Source organism: Variovorax sp. TLI9-5A, from assembly GCF_056867935.1.
In genome coordinates this window covers 4,171,187-4,189,536 of the sequence record NZ_CP200310.1, presented here as the reverse complement: position 1 = coordinate 4,189,536, position 18,350 = coordinate 4,171,187, and the positions used below count along the sequence as shown (strand labels likewise).

At 65.3% G+C, this 18,350-nt stretch carries 19 protein-coding genes; 16 read left to right on the top strand and 3 right to left on the bottom strand.

Annotated elements, in window-relative coordinates:
- Positions 1–94: 94 nt before the first annotated feature.
- Together AC1VNX_RS19825 and AC1VNX_RS19820 are read right to left on the bottom strand one after the other, a co-directional pair.
- Positions 95–1,252 carry a DSD1 family PLP-dependent enzyme gene (locus tag AC1VNX_RS19825; RefSeq protein ID WP_483158645.1) on the bottom strand — a complete coding sequence of 386 codons (1,158 nt, stop codon included), beginning with the start codon at positions 1,250–1,252 and terminating at the stop codon, positions 95–97.
- A gap of 97 nt (positions 1,253–1,349) precedes the next feature.
- Complete coding sequence (locus tag AC1VNX_RS19820; RefSeq protein ID WP_483158643.1) at positions 1,350–1,655, bottom strand: hypothetical protein; 306 nt, start codon at positions 1,653–1,655, stop codon at positions 1,350–1,352.
- Between AC1VNX_RS19820 and AC1VNX_RS19815 the strand changes: the two genes are divergently transcribed.
- From AC1VNX_RS19815 to AC1VNX_RS19780, 8 genes are all read left to right on the top strand, one after another.
- A complete protein-coding gene (locus AC1VNX_RS19815; RefSeq protein ID WP_483158641.1) occupies positions 1,654–2,055 on the top strand; it encodes a hypothetical protein in 402 nt (133 codons plus the stop codon). The genes AC1VNX_RS19820 and AC1VNX_RS19815 overlap by 2 nt on opposite strands.
- 176 nt (positions 2,056–2,231) lie before the next feature.
- Positions 2,232–2,492: a hypothetical protein gene (locus AC1VNX_RS19810; RefSeq protein WP_483158639.1), complete on the top strand. Its 261-nt coding sequence runs from the start codon at positions 2,232–2,234 to the stop codon at positions 2,490–2,492.
- A gap of 102 nt (positions 2,493–2,594) precedes the next feature.
- Positions 2,595–2,792, top strand: coding sequence for a hypothetical protein (locus AC1VNX_RS19805; protein WP_483158637.1), 198 nt, complete (start codon positions 2,595–2,597; stop codon positions 2,790–2,792).
- Between the two features lie 119 nt (positions 2,793–2,911).
- Positions 2,912–3,367 carry a hypothetical protein gene (locus tag AC1VNX_RS19800; RefSeq protein ID WP_483158635.1) on the top strand — a complete coding sequence of 152 codons (456 nt, stop codon included), beginning with the start codon at positions 2,912–2,914 and terminating at the stop codon, positions 3,365–3,367.
- 118 nt (positions 3,368–3,485) lie between these two features.
- Positions 3,486–5,018: a GGDEF domain-containing protein gene (locus AC1VNX_RS19795; protein WP_483158633.1), complete on the top strand. Its 1,533-nt coding sequence runs from the start codon at positions 3,486–3,488 to the stop codon at positions 5,016–5,018.
- 132 nt (positions 5,019–5,150) lie between these two features.
- A complete protein-coding gene (locus AC1VNX_RS19790) occupies positions 5,151–6,227 on the top strand; it encodes a putative FMN-dependent luciferase-like monooxygenase (RefSeq protein WP_483158631.1) in 1,077 nt (358 codons plus the stop codon).
- A 28-nt stretch (positions 6,228–6,255) separates the two neighbouring features.
- Positions 6,256–6,903, top strand: a complete 648-nt coding sequence (locus AC1VNX_RS19785) for a CMD domain protein (RefSeq protein WP_483158629.1) — start codon at positions 6,256–6,258, stop codon at positions 6,901–6,903.
- A 33-nt stretch (positions 6,904–6,936) separates the two neighbouring features.
- On the top strand, positions 6,937–7,548 hold the full coding sequence (locus AC1VNX_RS19780) for an alkylhydroperoxidase domain protein (protein ID WP_483158627.1): 612 nt from the start codon (positions 6,937–6,939) through the stop codon (positions 7,546–7,548).
- Between the two features lie 15 nt (positions 7,549–7,563).
- Here AC1VNX_RS19780 and AC1VNX_RS19775 read toward each other — a convergent pair whose 3' ends face one another.
- Positions 7,564–9,576: a LamG-like jellyroll fold domain-containing protein gene (locus AC1VNX_RS19775; RefSeq protein ID WP_483158625.1), complete on the bottom strand. Its 2,013-nt coding sequence runs from the start codon at positions 9,574–9,576 to the stop codon at positions 7,564–7,566.
- A gap of 841 nt (positions 9,577–10,417) precedes the next feature.
- Here AC1VNX_RS19775 and AC1VNX_RS19770 point away from each other — a divergent pair.
- The 8 genes from AC1VNX_RS19770 (at position 10,418) to AC1VNX_RS19735 (ending at position 18,341) form a co-directional block, all read left to right on the top strand.
- Positions 10,418–12,871 carry an alkaline phosphatase family protein gene (locus AC1VNX_RS19770; protein WP_483158623.1) on the top strand — a complete coding sequence of 818 codons (2,454 nt, stop codon included), beginning with the start codon at positions 10,418–10,420 and terminating at the stop codon, positions 12,869–12,871.
- Positions 12,872–13,010: 139 nt separating this feature from the next.
- Complete coding sequence (locus tag AC1VNX_RS19765) at positions 13,011–14,408, top strand: cytochrome-c peroxidase (protein ID WP_483158621.1); 1,398 nt, start codon at positions 13,011–13,013, stop codon at positions 14,406–14,408.
- Complete coding sequence (locus AC1VNX_RS19760; protein WP_483158619.1) at positions 14,405–15,049, top strand: hypothetical protein; 645 nt, start codon at positions 14,405–14,407, stop codon at positions 15,047–15,049. Before AC1VNX_RS19765 ends, AC1VNX_RS19760 begins: the two co-directional genes overlap by 4 nt.
- Positions 15,050–15,095: 46 nt before the next feature.
- Positions 15,096–15,767: a hypothetical protein gene (locus AC1VNX_RS19755; RefSeq protein ID WP_483158617.1), complete on the top strand. Its 672-nt coding sequence runs from the start codon at positions 15,096–15,098 to the stop codon at positions 15,765–15,767.
- Positions 15,768–15,796: 29 nt separating this feature from the next.
- Positions 15,797–16,684, top strand: a complete 888-nt coding sequence (locus AC1VNX_RS19750) for a 2OG-Fe(II) oxygenase (protein WP_483158615.1) — start codon at positions 15,797–15,799, stop codon at positions 16,682–16,684.
- 401 nt (positions 16,685–17,085) lie between these two features.
- Complete coding sequence (locus tag AC1VNX_RS19745) at positions 17,086–17,424, top strand: hypothetical protein (protein WP_483158613.1); 339 nt, start codon at positions 17,086–17,088, stop codon at positions 17,422–17,424.
- Positions 17,425–17,478: 54 nt separating this feature from the next.
- Positions 17,479–17,916: an Hsp20/alpha crystallin family protein gene (locus AC1VNX_RS19740; protein WP_483158611.1), complete on the top strand. Its 438-nt coding sequence runs from the start codon at positions 17,479–17,481 to the stop codon at positions 17,914–17,916.
- 20 nt (positions 17,917–17,936) lie between these two features.
- Complete coding sequence (locus tag AC1VNX_RS19735; protein ID WP_483158609.1) at positions 17,937–18,341, top strand: Hsp20/alpha crystallin family protein; 405 nt, start codon at positions 17,937–17,939, stop codon at positions 18,339–18,341.
- The last annotated feature ends 9 nt before the right edge of the window (positions 18,342–18,350 follow it).

Here is an 18,350-nt window from a genome sequence, read left to right as displayed (position 1 = left end):
CCCGAAGGCGCCGCCCTGGAGAAGAAGGACAGCGCCCGACTGTCCCCCGCCGCGCGGCGCTTGTGAAATACGCTTTTCGAGTTTTCTTATTCCGCTATCGCCTGCCGCGCGCGTCCACCGGCCAGATGGCGACCAGCGTGCCGCCTTCGACCACGTGATACGCATCGTGCAGGTTCACCGTCGGATCGCAGTGCGGGGTGACGAACTCCACCCGGGCGCCCAGCGGGGGCTTTGGCGCCTGCGAGCCGACTGGCGGCATCAGCTTGCCGTGCTCGTCGCCGAAGAAGGCGTAGCGGCTCGCGGCGTCGGCGCCTTTCGCCACCAGCGGAACGCCGCTGTCGGTGGAGAAGCACTTGGTGCCGCCATCCACCGTCACCCAGTCGGCCGCGTTCGTGCTGACCACCGCCGTCTGCACGAAGAGCGATGTCTCGAAGGGCGAGGCCTTGTCGCCGTCGGCCAGCACGCGGCTGTACTCGGCGTCCATGAACACGTACGAGCCGGCCTGCAGCTCGGTGAAGGCGTTTTCCTGCGAATCGAGGTCGTGCGTGCCTGTGCCAGCGCCGGTGACGATGTCGAAGTTCAGGCCCTGGCGCCGCGCCGCCGCGACGATGCCCGCCACGGTCTCGCGCAGGCCGGCGGCTGCCGCGCTGCGCTCCTCGCGCGCCACGATGTGCTGCAGGTTGCCCGCATAGGCCTGCAGCCCGCGCAGCCGAAGGCGCGGCTCTGCGGCGGCCAGCGCGGCCAGCTCGAGCACCTTGGCCTGCGTGGCGGCGCCGGTGCGGTTGTAGCCAGCGCCGTAGTCCACCAGCACGTCCAGCGGATGCGTGAGCTCGCTGGCGGCGCGCGCCAGCTCGGCGAGGTTCTGCGGGTTGTCGACCACCACCATCACGTCGCCCGGGCGGGCCCGCTGCGCCAGCCTGATGAGCCGCGCGATCTTGCTCGGCGTGACCGCCGGCGAGGTGATGAGCACGCCCGGAATCCCGCCCTGGACCATCACTTCCGCCTCGCCCAGCGTGACGCAGCTCACGCCGATGGCGCCGGCGGCCACCTGGCGGCGCGCGATCTCGACCGACTTGTGCGTCTTCACGTGCGGGCGAAGGTTCACGCCGCGCGACCTGGAGAAGGCGGCCATGCGCTCGATGTTGCGCGTCATCGCGGGCAGGTCGATCAGCAGGGCGGGGGTGTCGAGCAGATGGCGGCCGCCGGGAACGCCGATCAGCGGCGCGTTGACTTGCTGCAGGTCTTGGGGCATCGGGGAAAAGCCTTTGTCTCGGTTCTTGTTGTGGGGCAGGCGCCGGGCGCCCGGTGTTTCGGGGCGAGATGATCGCACCGATTCGCGCTGGAGCGGCTCAGGCCGGGTGCGAAGGACCGTGCGGCCCGGGCCGGCGCAGCGCCAGCCACCACAGCAGCGCAGCATTGACCGACCAGCTCGCGGCCAGCATCAGCAGCGCCGTGTCGGCCACGCCGGGCGACAGGCCCAGCGTCAGCAGGCTCAGCGACCACGGCAGTCCGCCCGCGATGGCGATCAACAGGCTCACGTCGCTGCCGGGCGCGACCGCGCAGGCCAGGATGCAGACGACGCCGGCGACCGTGTAGATCAGTGCGGCGACGCGCCATCCGGAGCGCGCTGGTGGACGTGAATTCGCAATCGGCATGCCCCGAGCATCGCCGATAGCGCATGACGCCGTGAAGGCCTCTTGCGTGAAAGGGTGTAGTGCTTTCGAGCAGTCGAACACGAAGCCGAACGTTCATGTTTACTTCTTGGGCCTGTCATTTGAGCGCGCCAGCATGCGCGGCATGGCTGGTCAACTTATCTCCATCGCCCTGACCGTCGACCAACACGACGAGGGCCACTATTTCTGGGTGCTGCTGGAATCCTTCGACAACTCCATGGAGTTCGAACCGCTGATGGAGGCGGCCAAGGGTTTCCACACCTATGCCGAGGCGCTGCAGGCGGGCTACGTCGTGCTGAAGGGGCTTTCGGAAGACTTGAACGTCGGACCTCGGGAGGAGGTCGATGACGTGATCGCGACAGAAGAGGAAAACGCCCGCTGAGCGGCTCCGGCGCGCCCGCCCGATGCCCGGCGGCTGTCAGCATGGGGCGAATCCGGCTGACACGCATCCGACGTGGCTCCGACGAAATTGCGGCGAACGGTCGCCGGCGTTGCATGGTCATTGAACTGGCCGCAAGGCCCTCGATCGAACGACGACAAACGAGTCAGGGAGTTCGCATGGTCGAGTATTTCCGGGTGGGCCTTCCGTACATCCGAATGCGATTCAAGGTGCCGGCACGGCGCGGCGGCCGGGTCGAGCTTCGCGGAAGGTTCGGAGCCATCACCGGCGCCAGCGGCGAATATCTGCTCGTGCGCTTCGATGGCGAGCCGACGGTGTCCATCGTTCATCCGATCGAGCTGAACTATGTGGAGGCGGGGGAGGCGGCGGAACCGCCTCTCGGACCTGACGACGATACGAGGCCTTCCACCGGGGAGTAGCTGGACACCGACGCGGCGCGCAGTCGCATCGAGGGTAAATCCCCGCGATTTTTGTCTTCGGCAGGTCTATCTTGAATTTGTGACCAACTGCTGGAGACGATCATGTTGATGGTTACAAAAGTGGTGGCGGTCAGCGTGACTGCCATCGTCGTCGGCGGCGCTCCTTCGCCGGGCAGCGACCCTGCAGATCTTTCCCCCTTCACATCACCCGTTGCGGCTGTGCAGCCGAACCCGAGCCAGGTGGGGCCCGCGTGCTCGAACGGGTGCAATGTCTGGCGGACGATCTACGACCGCCGTTGAGCGGATCGGCGGTGTCAGCCCATCTCGGGCTGGTTAACAGTGGCCAAAGACTGTATATTCATCCAGTCTTTGGCCACGAGCCCGGATCGGCGCGTACTTGCGCGCCGGGGCGATGAACCATGAACCAGTTCGAGCTTTTCTTCCCGCGGGGTGCTGCCGCAGCAGCGGCAGCCGCCTTGCCCATCGCCTTGTCGCAGCCGCATACGCCGGTGCTGTTGCCGGAGCCGTCGTTTTCACGCGCGGAGCCCGATGAGCCGTTTCGCTTCGAGGACGTCGAAGTCGAGGAGCGGGTCGCGTACACCGTGAGGCTTGCGGACTATTCGCACCCGGCGGCCGACGCCGTGAAGGTGGCCGAGCAGCGCTTCCGACGCGAAATCGACCGGCAGCTGGGCGGCGACGTGGTCGAGGCGCTGCGGGCATTCCAGAACGCGAGCGAGTCGAGCGAGAGCGATCTGTCGAGGGCGGAGATCGCGCTGGCCAAGCGCTGGGCCAAGGCCTACGACACGGCGCGCACCGCGGGCTTTCGCGACCTGGGCGACACCGACGAGGCGTTCTTCGACGTTCGGCCGGTCTGAACCGGGAAGCTGCCTGCAGGCCGCAGCACTGGCAGCCGTGCCGGGTTGCTGCCTATCCGGCCGCAGATGTGTCAAAGTCGGCGAGGCGTTCCAGACATCAATGCCTCGAAAGCAGATCGTGTTTCGTCGACCTTCCATCACCTTCCGGACCACGGCCTTCGTCGCCGTCGTCTGTCTCGCCATCGTCGCGCTCGACTGCTGGAACAGCTGGCAGTCGCGCGCGGTCCAGCTCAGGCAGATGGGCGTTGCCACGGCGAACCTGGCGCGCGCGATGGCGCAGCAGGCGGACGACACGATCAAGGAGACCGACACCGCCCTTGTCGGCGTCGTCGAGCGCGTCGAATATGACGGCACCGGGCCCGCGGCCATCGAGCGGCTTCACAAGGTGCTCGCCATGCGGGTGGCCGAACTCCCGCAGCTCGACGCGATCCACGTCTACGACAAGGACGGCAACTGGGTCGTGAACTCGCGGCAGGTGCGGCCGCAGAACCTGAACAACGCCGAGCGCGAATACTTCATCTTCCATCGTGAGCACGAAGACCGCGGACCGCACATCGGCATACCGGTGAAAAGCCGCACCAACGGCAAGCTGCTCGTCCCGGTCTCGCGGCGTATCGACAACGCGGACGGCAGCTTCGGCGGCGTGGCGCTGGCAACCATCGACGTCGACTTCTTCACCCAGTTCTACGACAGCCTCGACATAGGCCAGGGTGGTGCCGTCGCGCTCATTCTCGACAGCGGCACGATGATGACGCGCCGGCCATTCAGCACCGACATGGTCGGAAGGAGCATGCTGAACACCGGGCTCTACTCCGCCTACAAGAACCTGGGGCCGGTCGGCACGGCCGAGATCAAGTCGGCGCAGGACGGCATCACGCGCCTGAACAGCTTCAGGCGGCTTGCCAACTACCCGCTCTTCGTCGGGGCGGCTCTTTCCAAGGACGAGATCCTGGCCGCCTGGTGGAGCGAGACGCTCTGGCACACCGGGGGCGTCATTCTCCTGGTGTCGATCCTCGGCTTCGTCGGCTGGCGGCTGGTGAGGCAGATGGAGCTGCAGAACAAGACCGAGGCCGAGCTGCGGCGCGCGCGCGACGCGCTGGAAAAGCTCAACAAGACGCTGAACACTCTCGCCATGGAAGACGGCCTCACCGGCCTGGCGAATCGCCGGCAGTTCGACGTGACGCTCGACAGCGAATTCAGCCGCGCCATGCGCGACGCGAGCACGCTGGCGTTGATCCTGCTCGATGTCGACTGCTTCAAGCAGTACAACGACATCTACGGCCACACGGCCGGCGACGAGTGTCTGCAGACGATCGGCCGCACCATCGCGGACGTTGCGGCCCGGCGACCGGGCGACCTTGCCGCGAGGTACGGCGGCGAAGAACTGGCCGTGCTGCTGCCGAACACCGACGTGGCCGATGCTGCCGTCCTTGCGGAAAAGATCCGCAGCGCGGTGCGCGACCTGGAGATCGTGCACGCCGGCGCGCCCGATGGCTTCGTCACGCTGAGCGCCGGCGTCGATGCCCTGAGCCCTGCCGACACCCGGCAACCGCCGAAGGAACTGATACAGGCCGCGGACAGGGCCCTCTACGCGGCCAAGATGGCAGGCCGCAACCGCGTATGCACGGCCACCGACCGTCCGTCCGACTGAATGGCCGACTGAATGGCCGAATGAACAGCCGATACACGCAAAGCGCATAAGCAAGCGCGATAACCGGATTTCCCTCCGGCGGCATCCCGGACAAGACTCGAAGGCCAGTCACAACACAGCCTTCTCTTCCGGATGCCCGGCACTCCCCGCAAACCACCGCGCCTGCTTCGCCTCGGCTTCTTCAGCCGCCTGCTCGACGACGCACCCGCAGCAGAACGCTACCGCCTCGTCGCGGCGCAGATCGCTCATGCCGAGGCCTTCGGCTTCGATTCGGCCTGGGTGGCGCAGCATCACTTTCACGAGCACGAGGGCGGCCTGCCGTCGCCATTCGTCTTCCTGGCCTACGTGGCCTCGCGCACGCGGCGCATCCGCCTGGGCACCGGCATCGTCACGCTGCCGCTGGAAAACGCCGTGCGCGTGGCCGAAGACGCGATCGTGCTCGATCTGCTTTCGGGCGGCCGGCTCGAGGTGGGCGTGGGAACCGGCGGCACGCCCGAGTCCTTCGCGGCCTTCGGGCTGGACGGCAACGACCGCTCGGCCATCTTTGCCAGGCAGCTCGCCGCGGTGCGCTCGGCCTGGGCCGGCCGGCCGCTGGCGGGCGGCGACACGCTGTATCCCTCGGGCGAACAACTGCTCGGCCGCGTCTGGCAGGCGACGTTCTCGGTGAGCGGCGGCACGCGTGCAGGTGAGGCCGGCGACGGGCTGATGCTCTCGCGCACCCAGCCGCGCCCGGAGCACGCGCCGCACGCATCGCTTGCCGAAATCCAGAACCCCATCGTCGATGCCTACCTCGCCGCGCTGCCTCCAGGTCATGCGCCGCGCATCGTGGGTTCGCGCAGCGTCTTCGTGGCGGATACGCGCAAGGAAGCGCTGCGCCTGGCCGACACCGGCCTGCGCCGCTCGGCCGCGCGCTTCGCAGCTTCAGGCCAGGCCGGCCTCGCCGACCGCGCCGGGCCCGATGCGCCGCTCGAGCAACTGATTGCCGCCTACGACGTGCACGTCGGCTCGCCCGACGACGTGATCGCCTCGCTGCGCGCCGACAGCACGCTCTCGCGCGTGACCGATCTCGTCTGCCAGGTGCACTCCGTCGATCCGCCGCACGAGGCGATCCTGCGCTCCATCGAGCTGACCGCCACCGTGGTCGCACCGGCCCTGGGCTGGACGAGCGGGGCGGGCGCGTCGGACCTTCGATCGCTTGCGCTTCTGTAGACGCATTCCTTCTTTTTTCCTTCTTGCCATGAACGCCATCGTCTCTTCTCCTTTCGCATCTGTGGTGCCCGACGTCATCGACCGGCTTGTCGGCATCGAGCCCGGCAGCCATCTCGATCGCATCCGCGCGCATCGCGAACAGGCGCGCACCCATGCGCAGCAGAGCTACCTCGCGCTGTTCGCACCGACGCCGCCCGTGTTCGGAAATTTCGAGATCGCGGACAGGTTCGCCGTCGCGGCGTTCGTCGCCGGGCTGCACGGGCATGCGGATGTGGCGCGCTTCTATGCGGACGCGTTGGTGGCGCAGGGCGCTCGTGCGGGCGTGGCGGATGCGATCGCCATTGAAACGCAGCGAGGTGCCGCGCAAAGCCCCTATGGCCGCTATCCCGCCGGGCCGCTCAGCGTCGAGGACGCAAGCGGCCCTTCATACGCAGTGAGCGATGCCCGGCGCGCGGTGCTCGGAGAACGGCTCTCGGCCGCGCTCGCGCATGCGCACCTGCTCGTCTTCCATCCGCGCGATGCGAGCGCCGCCGCGCTGCAGTCGCTGCTGGATGCGGGATGGACCAGCACCGAGATCGTGACGCTGTCGCAGCTCGTGGCCTTTCTCGCGTTCCAGATCCGCGTCGTCGCCGGCCTGCGGGCGCTGGCGCAGCGCCCCGTCACCCTTGTCGATTGAGCAGAGAGAGAAGAGAGAGAGCGAGAAACAGTCATGAGCGCCAAATCCGTATTGAGCCACCCCGGGAACATTCATCCGAACGCCTTCACGCAGGCGCAGCTCGAATGGCTGCCCTGGCTGGAGCCGCTGCCCGAGGCCGAGCTGACCGAGCGGCACTTCGAAGGGCTGGTCGACGCATCGCGCGCGAAGTCGCCGTACTTCCGCCTGCTGGCGCGCGACCCGGACATCCTCGGCGCGCGCACGCGCACCGACAAGGACATCTTCTACAACCCCGAAGCCGGCCTGCCGCGCGCCGAGCGCGAGCTATCGGCCGCCGCGGCCTCGCGCTACAACGGCTGTATCTATTGCGCATCGGTGCATGCGCGCTTCGCCTCGCATTTCTCGCAGCGCACGGAGGATGTGCAGCGGCTGCTCGATGACGGCGTGAAGGCCGATTTGGGCGAGCGCTGGAATGCGATCGTGGAGGCTTCGGTTGCGCTGTCGGCCACGCCGTCGGTGTTCGGGGCGGAGCATGTGGCGCAACTGCGGGCGCAGGGGCTGGACGATCTTGCGATTGCGGATGTCGTCCATGGCGCGGCGTTCTTCAACTGGGCGAACCGGTTGATGCTGTCGCTCGGCGAACCGCAGCAGCCTGCAGGGGGCTGATCCCCTTCGAGTAGCTCAGGACGCCCGAGCCGTCAGCCACTTGTCGGAGCTCAGCGGCACGCCGACGATGCGGATCTCGCCGATGCTTCCCAGAAAGCCCGTCGACATGTTCCCGGCCCACTGCCCGCAACCGATGGCAAGCTGCTGAGTGGGTGCGACGTACTGGATGCCCTGCATGTTCGTGTTGTTCCGCAGGACAGGCGCTCCCTCCACGTACATGGTGGTCGCATACGAAGCCGCGGGGTCGTTGACGATGGCAACGTGCAGCCATTGGCCGGCCGACACGCCGCCCGACCAGCAGGTGAGATTGGTTGCCTGGTTCACCGGAGCGACCTCCCACTGGAATTCCATCAGGTTCGAGAAGGCGAACATCAGGGCGCAGTCGCCATCGTCCGACGCGAAGCCCGGCAGGTTCGACCGTGCGCCCAGGCGGTACAGGATGCCCATCCAGCCGTTCTTCGTCGCGTCGAAGCCGGCGTCGATGTACACGAAGGCCTCGATGGTGTAGCCCTTGGCGAAGGTCTCCACGTTCAGTGCCGAGCTCTTGTCGGTCGTGAAGTAGGAGAACCTGGTTTTCGTGGCGTTCAGGAAGCGAAGGCTTCCGGGCGCGGCCGACAGCGGGTGGTGGCTCTTCGACCAGACCAGGTCACCGGATTGCCCCGCCCACGTGTTCACCGAGACGGGGTTCTTGCCTCCGGGCGCGATGTCCTGGATCTGCTGTCCCGGCTGATAGGGAAAGAGATCTCCCTCAGCGGCCGTCGCATTGAAGAAGCGCCAGTGCGCGAGCGTGTTGTCGACCTTCGGGTAGTCGTCGGGGCCTGACGGAAGAGCTGGTGCTTTCTGCGGAGGTTGGCTGTAGTTCGTCAGGATGAGCTTCTTCGCCGCGTCCGTCAGGCCGGTGTTCGACGTTCCGTCGGGCACGGAAAAGTTCGGGTTGAAAGAGGAGAATCTCTTGACGAAGTCGATGTCCAGAGCGAAGGACTGGTTCGAATCCGACAGCCAGGCGGCGTCGAACTCGTTGAGCGTGGCGGCCGGCTTCAGGGGCACCCACGGAGAGAACGAGCTGGCGATGATCTTCTTGTTGGTCAGGTCGAACTCGAACATGCGCATGAGGCCGTTGCCGCCCATGTAGGCCATCTGGTAGTCCACCACCATCAGGTGAACGTCGTTGCCGCGGGAGTTCTTCTTCGTGCTGATGCACGAGCCGTGGTAATGGCCGCTGACCGCCATGAAGATCTGGTCGTTGTCCCTGATCAGCTTGTCCCACAGGTAGTTCGAGTAGGCGGTGTCCGCCGCGGTCTTCCCGTCGCTGCCGATGCCGACCAGCTGGTGATTGACGAGGATGACGGGGATCGTCTTGTTCGCCTGGATCACGCCGTTCGCCCAGCTGATCGCGTCGTCCGACGCTCTCCACGACATCGACAGCACGAGGAACCTGTTTCCTTCGGCTGTGAAGACGTGGTACTCGTGAAACCCGGATGAGTGCCGCCCTCCGAAGGTCGACTGCTGCTTCGCGCGTTCTGGCGGAAACACGTGCAGGTAAGGCTCAAGCAACCCGGCACGGTGGCTGCCGCCGTCCTGATAGCCGTCGTCATTGGCAAAGCCCGTGACGCCGACACCCCAGTCGGGGCCCCATTGCGTAACGTTATTTATGTCGGCCGCTACGTCGTGGTTGCCGGCGCAGATGGAGTAGGGGCACCCGGCGGCCTCGAGCACCTGCATCGCCTGGCTCGCGAGCTCCCATTCCTTCGTGACCTGGCCGTTGCCGAGCTGGCCATTGCCCACGAGATCGGTGGAGGCGCTCCAGGGCGACGAGCCCTCTGATGTGTAGTACCACGACTGGTCGACGATGTCGCCCAGGTGGATGGTGAACGGCATCTTCAGCAGCTTTGCATTCTGGGCAATCCACTGCGTCTGGGTCTTGAACGGGTTGTCGTATTTCGGGTCGATGCCCGAGTAGAGCTTCTGGTAGAGCTCGCCCATCTTTTCCGACGCGTAGCGTGGATAGAACTGGGTATCGGGAAGCACCGAGATCGTGAAGCTCGATATTTTTTGAGAGGCAGCGCCCGGGCTCGCCGGCGGCGACGCGTCGGGGGGCGATCCGCTTGTCGAAGGCCCGCTCGTTCCCGTCACCGGAAACGCTCCTGCACCGGAGCCACTGCCACCACCGCACCCGGGCAGCGCAACCGCGAGCCCCGTGACGGAGCCCGCCAGCATCAGCTTCAACAATTCCCGGCGCCTGTTTTCCGGGACCGAAGCCAATTGGTTCAGGTTGATGTTTTCTTCGTTGAGGTAAGTCTGCTTTTTCATGGTATTTGAATTCGCGATCAATCAAATTCTTTTTCTGAAATTGCCGGCAACTCCAGAAGGCGCAGACTCTATTGATTGAATATGATGTTTTCGTGAATTTATTACCGCGAAAAATGCAGATATTGGCTCTTCATTGCATCGATAAATAAGGCAATCAATTTTGCGGATTGCCTGAAAGTTCTAGAGGCCCGTCGGATTCGCAACGTGGCATCGATGCATCCGACCGCTGTGCACCAGATCTGGTCGGACCGGGCTTGCGCACGGCGCCAGGCGCAGTCGCCCGGACTGCGTTGTCCAGGTTTGCTTTCAAAATTCTTTCAATCGGTATTTCTAATGTTCTTCTAATTCTGAAGTCAGCATGTGGTCAGGTTTATTTGAATTGAAGGGTGATTGATTCGGTTTTCAAGGTATTGATGGCGGGCTGGATGCAATTGACACACAAGTGTCATCGGCCATTTCTACATTCCTCCCCAATCCGTGCTTTCTTAATCAGAAAGCAGCATCTCCGGGTTTTTCTCGCGGCTTGCTCAAAACCATCAATAACTCACTGCCCCAAGATATGACGATATTCGACAAGAAAATCCTGCTCACGTCCTTGACGACGGTTGCGGCCTGCGTGCTTGCCGCTTGTGGTGGGGGCGGCGGCGGAAGCAGCGGCTTCTTCCCGATCACCACTCCGCCCACCAGCTCCACCGGCACGACCTTCAGCGGCGTGGTGGCGGCCAGCGGCTACGTGCCGGGCAGCAGCACGGGCAATCCGACGCTGAAGGCCGGCTACTACCAGAAGGCAACGGTCTTCGTCGATGCCAACGGCAACGGCGTGCTCGACAGCGGCGAAGCGTCTGCCGTCACCGATGCCAGCGGCAAGTTCACGCTGACGACCAGCCAGACCGGACAACTGGTGGCCGACATCGGCACTTCCGCGACCAACACCGCAACCGGTGCCGCCGTGGCCAGCCACCTGATCCTGCGTGCTTCGGCAGACCAGATCGCCGACCAGGGCGCGAGCCACATCGTCATCAGCCCGTTGTCCAGCGAAGCGCAGCGCCTGGTGGAGGCCAACGGCAGCAGCTACAAGGCGGAGAAGGCCAATCTCATCGCTCGCCTCAACGGGCCGGCCTTCAACCTCGGTACGGCCGCGCTCACCGATCCGCTGGCGGACGTCAACACTCTGAGCGGTGCCGACCAGTACGCGGCGCTGTATGAGGACAACCAGCTGACCAACCGCTACACCTACGCGACGGCCAAGCTCGACCGCAAGGACCTGTTCCCCGACAACCTGGCCGTCGCGGGCGGCGACCCGCGCCTCGTCGGCCTGTCGGGCGTGACGCTCACCAACAGGGACGGCAGCCAGGCCACTCCCACGGTGCCCTCGCAGAAGCAGGCGCCCATCACGTTCGCGCAGGCACAGCAGGCGGCATTCAACGTGGAAGGCGTTCCGGCCTACGACAACATCTTCATCATCGTCGAGGAAAACAAGTCAACCGACGTGATCGTCGGCAACCCGCGCGCGGCGAACATCAACTACATCCTGAACAACTACAACCAGCTGAAGACGTACTACTCGACCGGCAATCCGTCCGAGCCCAACTACACCGCGCTGGGCGGCGGCGACGACTTCGGCATCCACGACGACAACTGGTTCGGCTGTGGCGCCGCCGCCCCCTACGACATCAAGGACGTTGCATTCGCCGGCGGAACGGCCTCCGACGGCCAGGTCATGCCCACGCAGGGCGCACTTCCGCCGGCGAACAGCAAGGCTCGTTCCGGCTACAGCGATCCGAACGACCTGATCTGCGGCGACCACCCGACCGGGGGCACCGTGCACAACGTCCCGGGCAGCAACCTGTTCACGGCGATGTCCAAGGCGGGCCTCACCATCCGCACCTACAGCGAGTCGATGAACCCCGGCCAGGACGTGCGCGCCGACAGCATCCAGGACAACTCCGTCACCGCCACCTACGACTCGAGCAAGCTCAAGGGCGCAACCAACCTCGACGGCTCGGCGCCACCCGCCCTGGTCGGTTCGCCTAACTTCATCGCACAAGGCGGCCTCTACAAGGTCAAGCACGGTCCCTCGATCGCCTTCCAGGGCGCGCGCAGCCTGCCCGATTTCGTGGCCAACAACCGCACCATCTTCGGCACGCAGTACCAGGAAGCGGACTGGCTCAATTCGTCGATCTACCCGATTCCGAAAGGCTGGATCTACGACCAGTTCAGCAAGGACCTGGACGTCGGCGACGTGGGCAACATCAACTTCATCGTTCCGGACCAGTGCGACGACATGCACGGCGTTGGCAAGGACACCAGCTGTGCGAACACCAACAACGACGGCCAGGCCGCCGGCACCGTGCGCGCCGACATATATCTCGGCATGGTGATCAACAAGATCCGGAGTTCGGCCCTGTGGAAGAACCCGCAGAAGCGCGTCGCCATCGTCGTGATGTACGACGAAGGCGAAGGCGGAAGCAACGGTTCCTGCTGCGGCTGGAATGCGGGTGGCCCGAATTCGGGCGCGGCACCGGTGACCGTGGATGCGAGCGGCAAGGCGACGGCCACCACGCCGCCGCCCAACTACGCGGGGGGCAACTTCGGCCACGGCAACTCGATCTTCGGCATCATGACCAACCAGCAGGACGTGGGCACGGCGAAGAAGCAGGTCGCGGACAGCGACTCGTACAGCCACTTCTCCTTCCTGCGCACCCTGCAGGACATGTTCCAGATCGCCGACCCGGCCGTGGATGCGTCGTACCTGAACCGCACCAAATACACGGAAGCGTTCATCACGGCCAACATCCTTGCATTGCCGGAATACCAGGGCAGCGCGGACACGCACTTCGACTCCGTGCGGCCGATCAACCATGCCTACGTGATCCCGGCCAACTACACCCAGAAGCTGTACGCGAACGACATCGTCGGCGTTCAGGACGCCCTCACGGGCAAGCTGGAAGGCCAGATCACCCCGCAGACCGGTGCAGACGCGAGCCAGAACAACGTCTGGGCGACCAGGTAGCCGGATAGCGGCGGCAAGCCGGGGGACGGTTGGAAGAGATTTCTTCCGCCGTCCCGCAGGCTCCTCGAATCCCGCAAGGCGGGCAGGTCCGGCGCGACTTGCCGCTCTTGGGGAACAACAGCGAATGATGAATCCGGCAATGGAAAAAGTGGTCCCGCTCGCCATGGCGCTCTCGGTTGCGCTGTGGTGTCTCGTGGCCTGTGACGACATGGGCGCGGCGATGGCGGGCAACACCGTCCCGCGCGCGCCTGCACTGAGCCCGGCGGCCCAGGTGGGGCAACTGGCCTTCTTCGACAAGAACCTGTCGGGCGGCAGGAACATGTCGTGCGCAAGCTGCCACGACCCGCAATACGCCTACGGCCCGCCGAACAGCATTTCGGTGCAACTGGGCTCCGATGTCACAAAAGTCGGCGCACGTGCCGTGCCTTCGCTGCGCTACAGCTCGGCGACGCCGCCCTACGGCGATGACGCACCCAACCCCGACGGAGTGACATCCAGCTCGCCGGGCGGCGGCCTCATGTGGGACGGCCGCGCGGCGACACTGGCGACACAGGCCGGGATGCCGCTGCTCAATCCGGTGGAGATGAACAACACCTCGAAGGAAGCGGTCGTGAAGGTGGTTCAGGCCAGCACCTATGCGGGCTTGTTCAAGCAGGCTTTCGGTGCCGATGTGTTCAACGACACCGATGCGGCTTTCGACGCCCTTGGCACCGCAATACAGGCGCTCGAGACGGAAGATCTGAGCTTCCATCCGTACAGCAGCAAGTACGACCTGTATGTCTTCAACAAGGTCGGCGGCACGCTGACGCCGGCCGAACGGCGCGGCGAGCTCCTGTTCCACAGCAGCGCCGTCGCCAACTGCTCGGGCTGCCACTACACCGGTGCCAACTTCAACGGCAACACCGGCCTGATGACGGACTTCACCTACCAGGCCCTCGGTGCGCCGCGCAACGACAGGTCGATTCCGAACAATCCGGACCCCATTCCGGCCAACGACGACCCGAAGTATTTCGACATGGGGCTGTGCGGCCCCTTCCGCACCGACCACATGCCCGCCACGCCGGAAACCGCGAACCCGTACTGCGGCATGTTCAAGGTGCCGGTGCTGCGCAACGTGGCGTCGCGGGGTGTCTTCTTCCACAACGGCGTGTTCCACTCGCTGGAGCAGGTCGTCAACTTCTACAACACGCGGGACACCAACCCGGAATACTGGTACCCCGCCAACAACGACGGCAGCGGCGCGCCGCAGGCCAACCCGGCCTGGGCGCTGCAGCCCACGCATGTGCCGGGTGCGACGGTCAACAAGTACAACGACCTGCCGCGGTCGCAGCAAGGCAGCCTGGACGAGGAAGTGCCGCTGGGCACGGGTGAGGGCGGAGACAAGACCCTGGCCAGCGGCACACGGCCACGCCCGCCGGGCTCCGCGCCGGCCATGACGCCGCAGCAGGTCGCCGACCTGGTCTGCTTCCTGGGCACGCTGAGCGATGGCTATCAGGCTCCCGCCAAACCATCGACCACCGACAGGTGCGCGAAGTGACGACCGGTCAACGATCGATGTGGAGCGTCGGCGGCATCGCGGCCTTGGTGCTGATGCTCGTGGCTTCCCTGGCCGGTTGCGACAACGAAGAGGCGCGCTTTCCGAACCGCGACAACTTCACGGCGACGACCAGCGACTACCTCGCACAGCGCGGCCATGTGTGCCTGGCCAAGTACGCCTGGCCGATCACGGTGGTGGCCGGATCGCGCGAGCCCGACGCGCACCAGATGCCGGTGCTGGAGAAACTCGGATTGGTAGTCGGCAAGGATGTCGCCGCCGCACAGCCGCCAGCCCGCGAATACGCGCTGACCGAGACGGGGCGCAAGTTCTATCTGCAGGTGCCCGTGGTGATACGCACCACGACGCAGACGGTCACGCACCCGGGCGACTTCTGCGCGGCCACCCTGAGCCTTGATCGCCTGATCGGCTGGGACCCGCCGCAAACGCGCGATGGCCGTACCGCGACCTCGCTGCTCTTCACCTACCGCATCGCACCCGAGCCCTGGGCCTCGACGCCCGAAGTGCTGCAAGCCTTTCCGCTGCTGGCGCGCGCCATCCAGCGCGAGGGAACGATGCAGGTGCGCCTTGGCGTTCACCTGACGCGGCACGGCTGGGTGGCCGACGAGCTCGATGAGCACTGAGTTCGCGATCCGCCACCGGCATTCAAGAAAACCAACCAGAAACCCCATGAATCCCCGCTTCATCAGCCCGAGCCGACGTCCCCTCAATTCGCTCAAGACTTTGGCGGGCATCGCCGTCATCTGCGCACTGGCCGCTTGCAGCGCCGGCCGAGATGCCAATGCACCCACCGCCGAGAATCTCGCAGCCCCGCTGGATGACTACCTGGCCCAGCGCGGCGACATCTGCCTGGCCATGTTCGACTGGCCTATCGATCTGACCGAGGCCGAGGCCGGCTCCGGCGCGCGCCATGCAGTCCAGTTTCCGGTGATGGAGCAACTGGGGCTGGTGCAGAGCACCATCGTCGCTGCACCGAAGAGCAAGGAAAACCCCGACGGCGCAACCAAGCGATTCGATCTGACCGACGCCGGCCGCAAGTTCTACAAGCCGCATCCGTACGCGAGCCGCGGCACCGAACATGCCAGCGACTTCTGCGTGGCGCACCTCAAGCGCGAGAAGATCGTCGACGTCAAGGTCGACACCTCCGACGCACGGCATCCGCTGGCGGTGGTCAGCTACACCTACCAGGTCGAGTCGGCGCCATGGATGCAGAACGCCGACGCGCAGCGCGTGTTCCCGATGATCACGCGCATCATGAACGGCGCGGGTGGCCCGCTGCAGCTGCGCCAGGGCTTCAGGCGTGACGACAAGGGCTGGGTTGCCCAGATGGGGCCGGTCTGATTCGCTGTGCATCGAATTCCCGAGCGCCCATGAGCACCGTCGTCCGCTTCTCGCCTGACCTGGGCCGCTGGCTCACGCACAACCTCGATGCCGGCCTGGCGCCACAGGCGGTGGTGGCCACGATGCTGCAGCAGGGAATGAACGAACGGACCGCGCATGCCATCGTTGCCGCGTATGTCGATGCGCGGCGGCGGGGTGGGGCGATGCCTGACGGCGTTGTCGAGCTGCCGGAAGAGGCCCCGTCCAGGCCGATGGCCCGGCTCGCGCCGGGCACCCGGATCCCGGCCGCCGATCGCGAAATCGTCGTGCACTCGCGCGGCGAAGACCCGGTCTTTGCCGCGCTCGGCAACGTGGTGGACGCCCACGAATGCAAGGCCATCATCGAGATGGCGCGGCCGCGGCTGGAGCCCTCCACCCTGGTCGACCCGACGACCGGCCGCGACGTGGTGAGCGACAAGCGCGCAAGCTGGGGCATGTTCTTTCGGCTGGGCGAGAACGACCTTGTCGCTCGCCTCGATCGACGGCTCTCGGCGCTGATGAACCTTCCGCTGGAAAACGGCGAGGGGCTGCAGGTGCTGCACTACCCGACGGGCGCGGGCAGCGAGCCCCACTACGACTACCTGGCGCCCACCAACGCCGCCAACCGCGAATCCATCGCACGAAGCGGGCAGCGTGTGAGCACGCTGGTGACCTATCTCAACGACGTGCCTGAGGGCGGGCAGACTGTTTTTCCTCAACTCGGCCTCGCGGTTTCGCCGATTCGCGGCAATGCCTGCTACTTCGAGTACTGCGACGACCGCGGGCGCGTCGATGCGCGGTCTCTGCATGCGAGTGCGGCGGTGGCGCGGGGGGAGAAGTGGGTCATGACGAAGTGGATGCGGGGGCGGCGGTTCGTGGCTGCGGGAGAGCGAGCTTGATGGCTTTGAGGTGAACCTCGGTTGAATCAATAGCGCTCAAGGCGCTCAGGGCGCTGACGCCGTGAGCCCATCCAGCAAAAAGAAAACCCGCCGAAGCGGGCTAAATGGGCAGCCATAGGAGGAGGGTAGAGGGAGAGATTGGCTGCCCCGGGTGCAGTGTAGCCCTTTTGTTTTCATCCGTGGACTGCCAGAAGGTGACAGTGTGTTGCGCAAGCGATCGATCCAATCTGCTGCAGGCGTTTGCCGAATCCCGGCGAAGTGACTGTGCCCGGCCTTGAGAGCCGGGCTTTTGGGGACGCCAGGGCGCGCGAGGCAGTCAAGAAAATCCCTCTTGAAATCGGCGGCAGCCGGCCTATCTTTTCCTCCGTCGGAAATTGGTCAACCGAAAAGGAGGTATTGCAATGACCATGAACTTGCTCAAGCAAATCGCCGGCTCTCGCCTACCTGTCACGTTCTATCGCAGCGAGGACATCGATCAGGTCCGGATACTGCGGGCCGCCGGGCTGGTCGTCGCCCTGGTGCCATCGCCCTCGGATCCGCTGTCCATGTCTGGTGCCGCCGCGGCCGCGCAGGTCCTGGCCGTCACCCAGAAGGGGCGCGAGGAACTGGCGAAATTCAACTATCCGGAATCACGACCTCCGCGCTGGCGAAACCGCTCGCCGCGCTTCACTGCACGGCCCCGCTCCTATGCGAGCGGCCCTTCGCAGCCGAGCAGCAGCGCGCGCCATCTGCCCCAGTAGGGACTTCGGTCCACTCTCAGGTTCCATTCGTTCCAGATTCTTGGAGGCTCAGCCATGTACAGAACATTCTTCCCACGAGACATGCTTGCCGAGATGGACCGCTTGCAGCGAGATATGCAGCAAGCGTTCGATCTGGCACCCACGATCCGCGGTTTCGGCAGCAACGGTTTTCCTGCGCTGAACGTCGGCGCCACGCCGCAGGCGGTGGAAATCTATGCATTCGCACCGGGTGTCGATCCGGCCACATTGGAGGTCCAGCTCGAACGTGGCCTCCTGACCATCGCAGGCAAACGCGCGAGCGTGCTGCCCGAGGGGGATGCGAAGGCGGCGGTGCACATCAACGAGCGCTTCGAAGGGGCGTTTCGCCGCATGCTCACGCTGCCGGACGATGCAGACCCGGACGCGGTCGATGCAAAGCTCGCTGACGGTGTGCTGCGCATCACCATTCGCCGACGCGCGTCAGCCCAGCCTCGCCGCATCGCGGTTCAATGAGACAAAAGGAGATGACCACCATGAGCAACGACATCCAGACCCGTTCGACTGGCGTCCCCGAGAGCACTGAAGCGAAGGCGCCGCGCTATGGCAGTGCGGCGTTGACGCCGCCGGTGGACGTGATCGAGGACGCAGGCGGTATCACGCTCTACGCGGATCTCCCTGGCGTCGCGCGCGAGAACCTTTCCCTTCACGTCGAGGCTGCGACCCTGACCATCGAGGCCGAGTCGAATCTGACGGTGCCTGATGGCCTGAAGACCAGCCATACGGAGGTCGGGTTGGGGCGATTCCGCCGCGTCTTCACGCTCAGCAAGGAACTGGACACTGAAAAGGTGTCGGCGGAGCTCGCGCAGGGTGTCCTGAAGCTGCGGATTCCCAAGGCGGAGCATGCGAAACCCAGGCGGATCAATGTCGCAGTGACTTGAGCGGATGCG

What these genes read in the sequence shown, in the direction of transcription:
- AC1VNX_RS19825 (WP_483158645.1), bottom strand. Translation starts at nt 1,252, where the DNA reads ATGCCCCAAGACCTGCAGCAAGTCAACGCGCCGCTGATCGGCGTTCCC.
- AC1VNX_RS19815 (WP_483158641.1), top strand. Translation starts at nt 1,654, where the DNA reads ATGCCCCGAGCATCGCCGATAGCGCATGACGCCGTGAAGGCCTCTTGC.
- AC1VNX_RS19820 (WP_483158643.1), bottom strand. Translation starts at nt 1,655, where the DNA reads ATGCCGATTGCGAATTCACGTCCACCAGCGCGCTCCGGATGGCGCGTC.
- AC1VNX_RS19810 (WP_483158639.1), top strand. Translation starts at nt 2,232, where the DNA reads ATGGTCGAGTATTTCCGGGTGGGCCTTCCGTACATCCGAATGCGATTC.
- AC1VNX_RS19805 (WP_483158637.1), top strand. Translation starts at nt 2,595, where the DNA reads ATGTTGATGGTTACAAAAGTGGTGGCGGTCAGCGTGACTGCCATCGTC.
- AC1VNX_RS19800 (WP_483158635.1), top strand. Translation starts at nt 2,912, where the DNA reads ATGAACCAGTTCGAGCTTTTCTTCCCGCGGGGTGCTGCCGCAGCAGCG.
- AC1VNX_RS19790 (WP_483158631.1), top strand. Translation starts at nt 5,151, where the DNA reads ATGCCCGGCACTCCCCGCAAACCACCGCGCCTGCTTCGCCTCGGCTTC.
- AC1VNX_RS19785 (WP_483158629.1), top strand. Translation starts at nt 6,256, where the DNA reads ATGAACGCCATCGTCTCTTCTCCTTTCGCATCTGTGGTGCCCGACGTC.
- AC1VNX_RS19780 (WP_483158627.1), top strand. Translation starts at nt 6,937, where the DNA reads ATGAGCGCCAAATCCGTATTGAGCCACCCCGGGAACATTCATCCGAAC.
- AC1VNX_RS19770 (WP_483158623.1), top strand. Translation starts at nt 10,418, where the DNA reads ATGACGATATTCGACAAGAAAATCCTGCTCACGTCCTTGACGACGGTT.
- AC1VNX_RS19765 (WP_483158621.1), top strand. Translation starts at nt 13,011, where the DNA reads ATGGAAAAAGTGGTCCCGCTCGCCATGGCGCTCTCGGTTGCGCTGTGG.
- AC1VNX_RS19755 (WP_483158617.1), top strand. Translation starts at nt 15,096, where the DNA reads ATGAATCCCCGCTTCATCAGCCCGAGCCGACGTCCCCTCAATTCGCTC.
- AC1VNX_RS19750 (WP_483158615.1), top strand. Translation starts at nt 15,797, where the DNA reads ATGAGCACCGTCGTCCGCTTCTCGCCTGACCTGGGCCGCTGGCTCACG.
- AC1VNX_RS19745 (WP_483158613.1), top strand. Translation starts at nt 17,086, where the DNA reads ATGACCATGAACTTGCTCAAGCAAATCGCCGGCTCTCGCCTACCTGTC.
- AC1VNX_RS19740 (WP_483158611.1), top strand. Translation starts at nt 17,479, where the DNA reads ATGTACAGAACATTCTTCCCACGAGACATGCTTGCCGAGATGGACCGC.
- AC1VNX_RS19735 (WP_483158609.1), top strand. Translation starts at nt 17,937, where the DNA reads ATGAGCAACGACATCCAGACCCGTTCGACTGGCGTCCCCGAGAGCACT.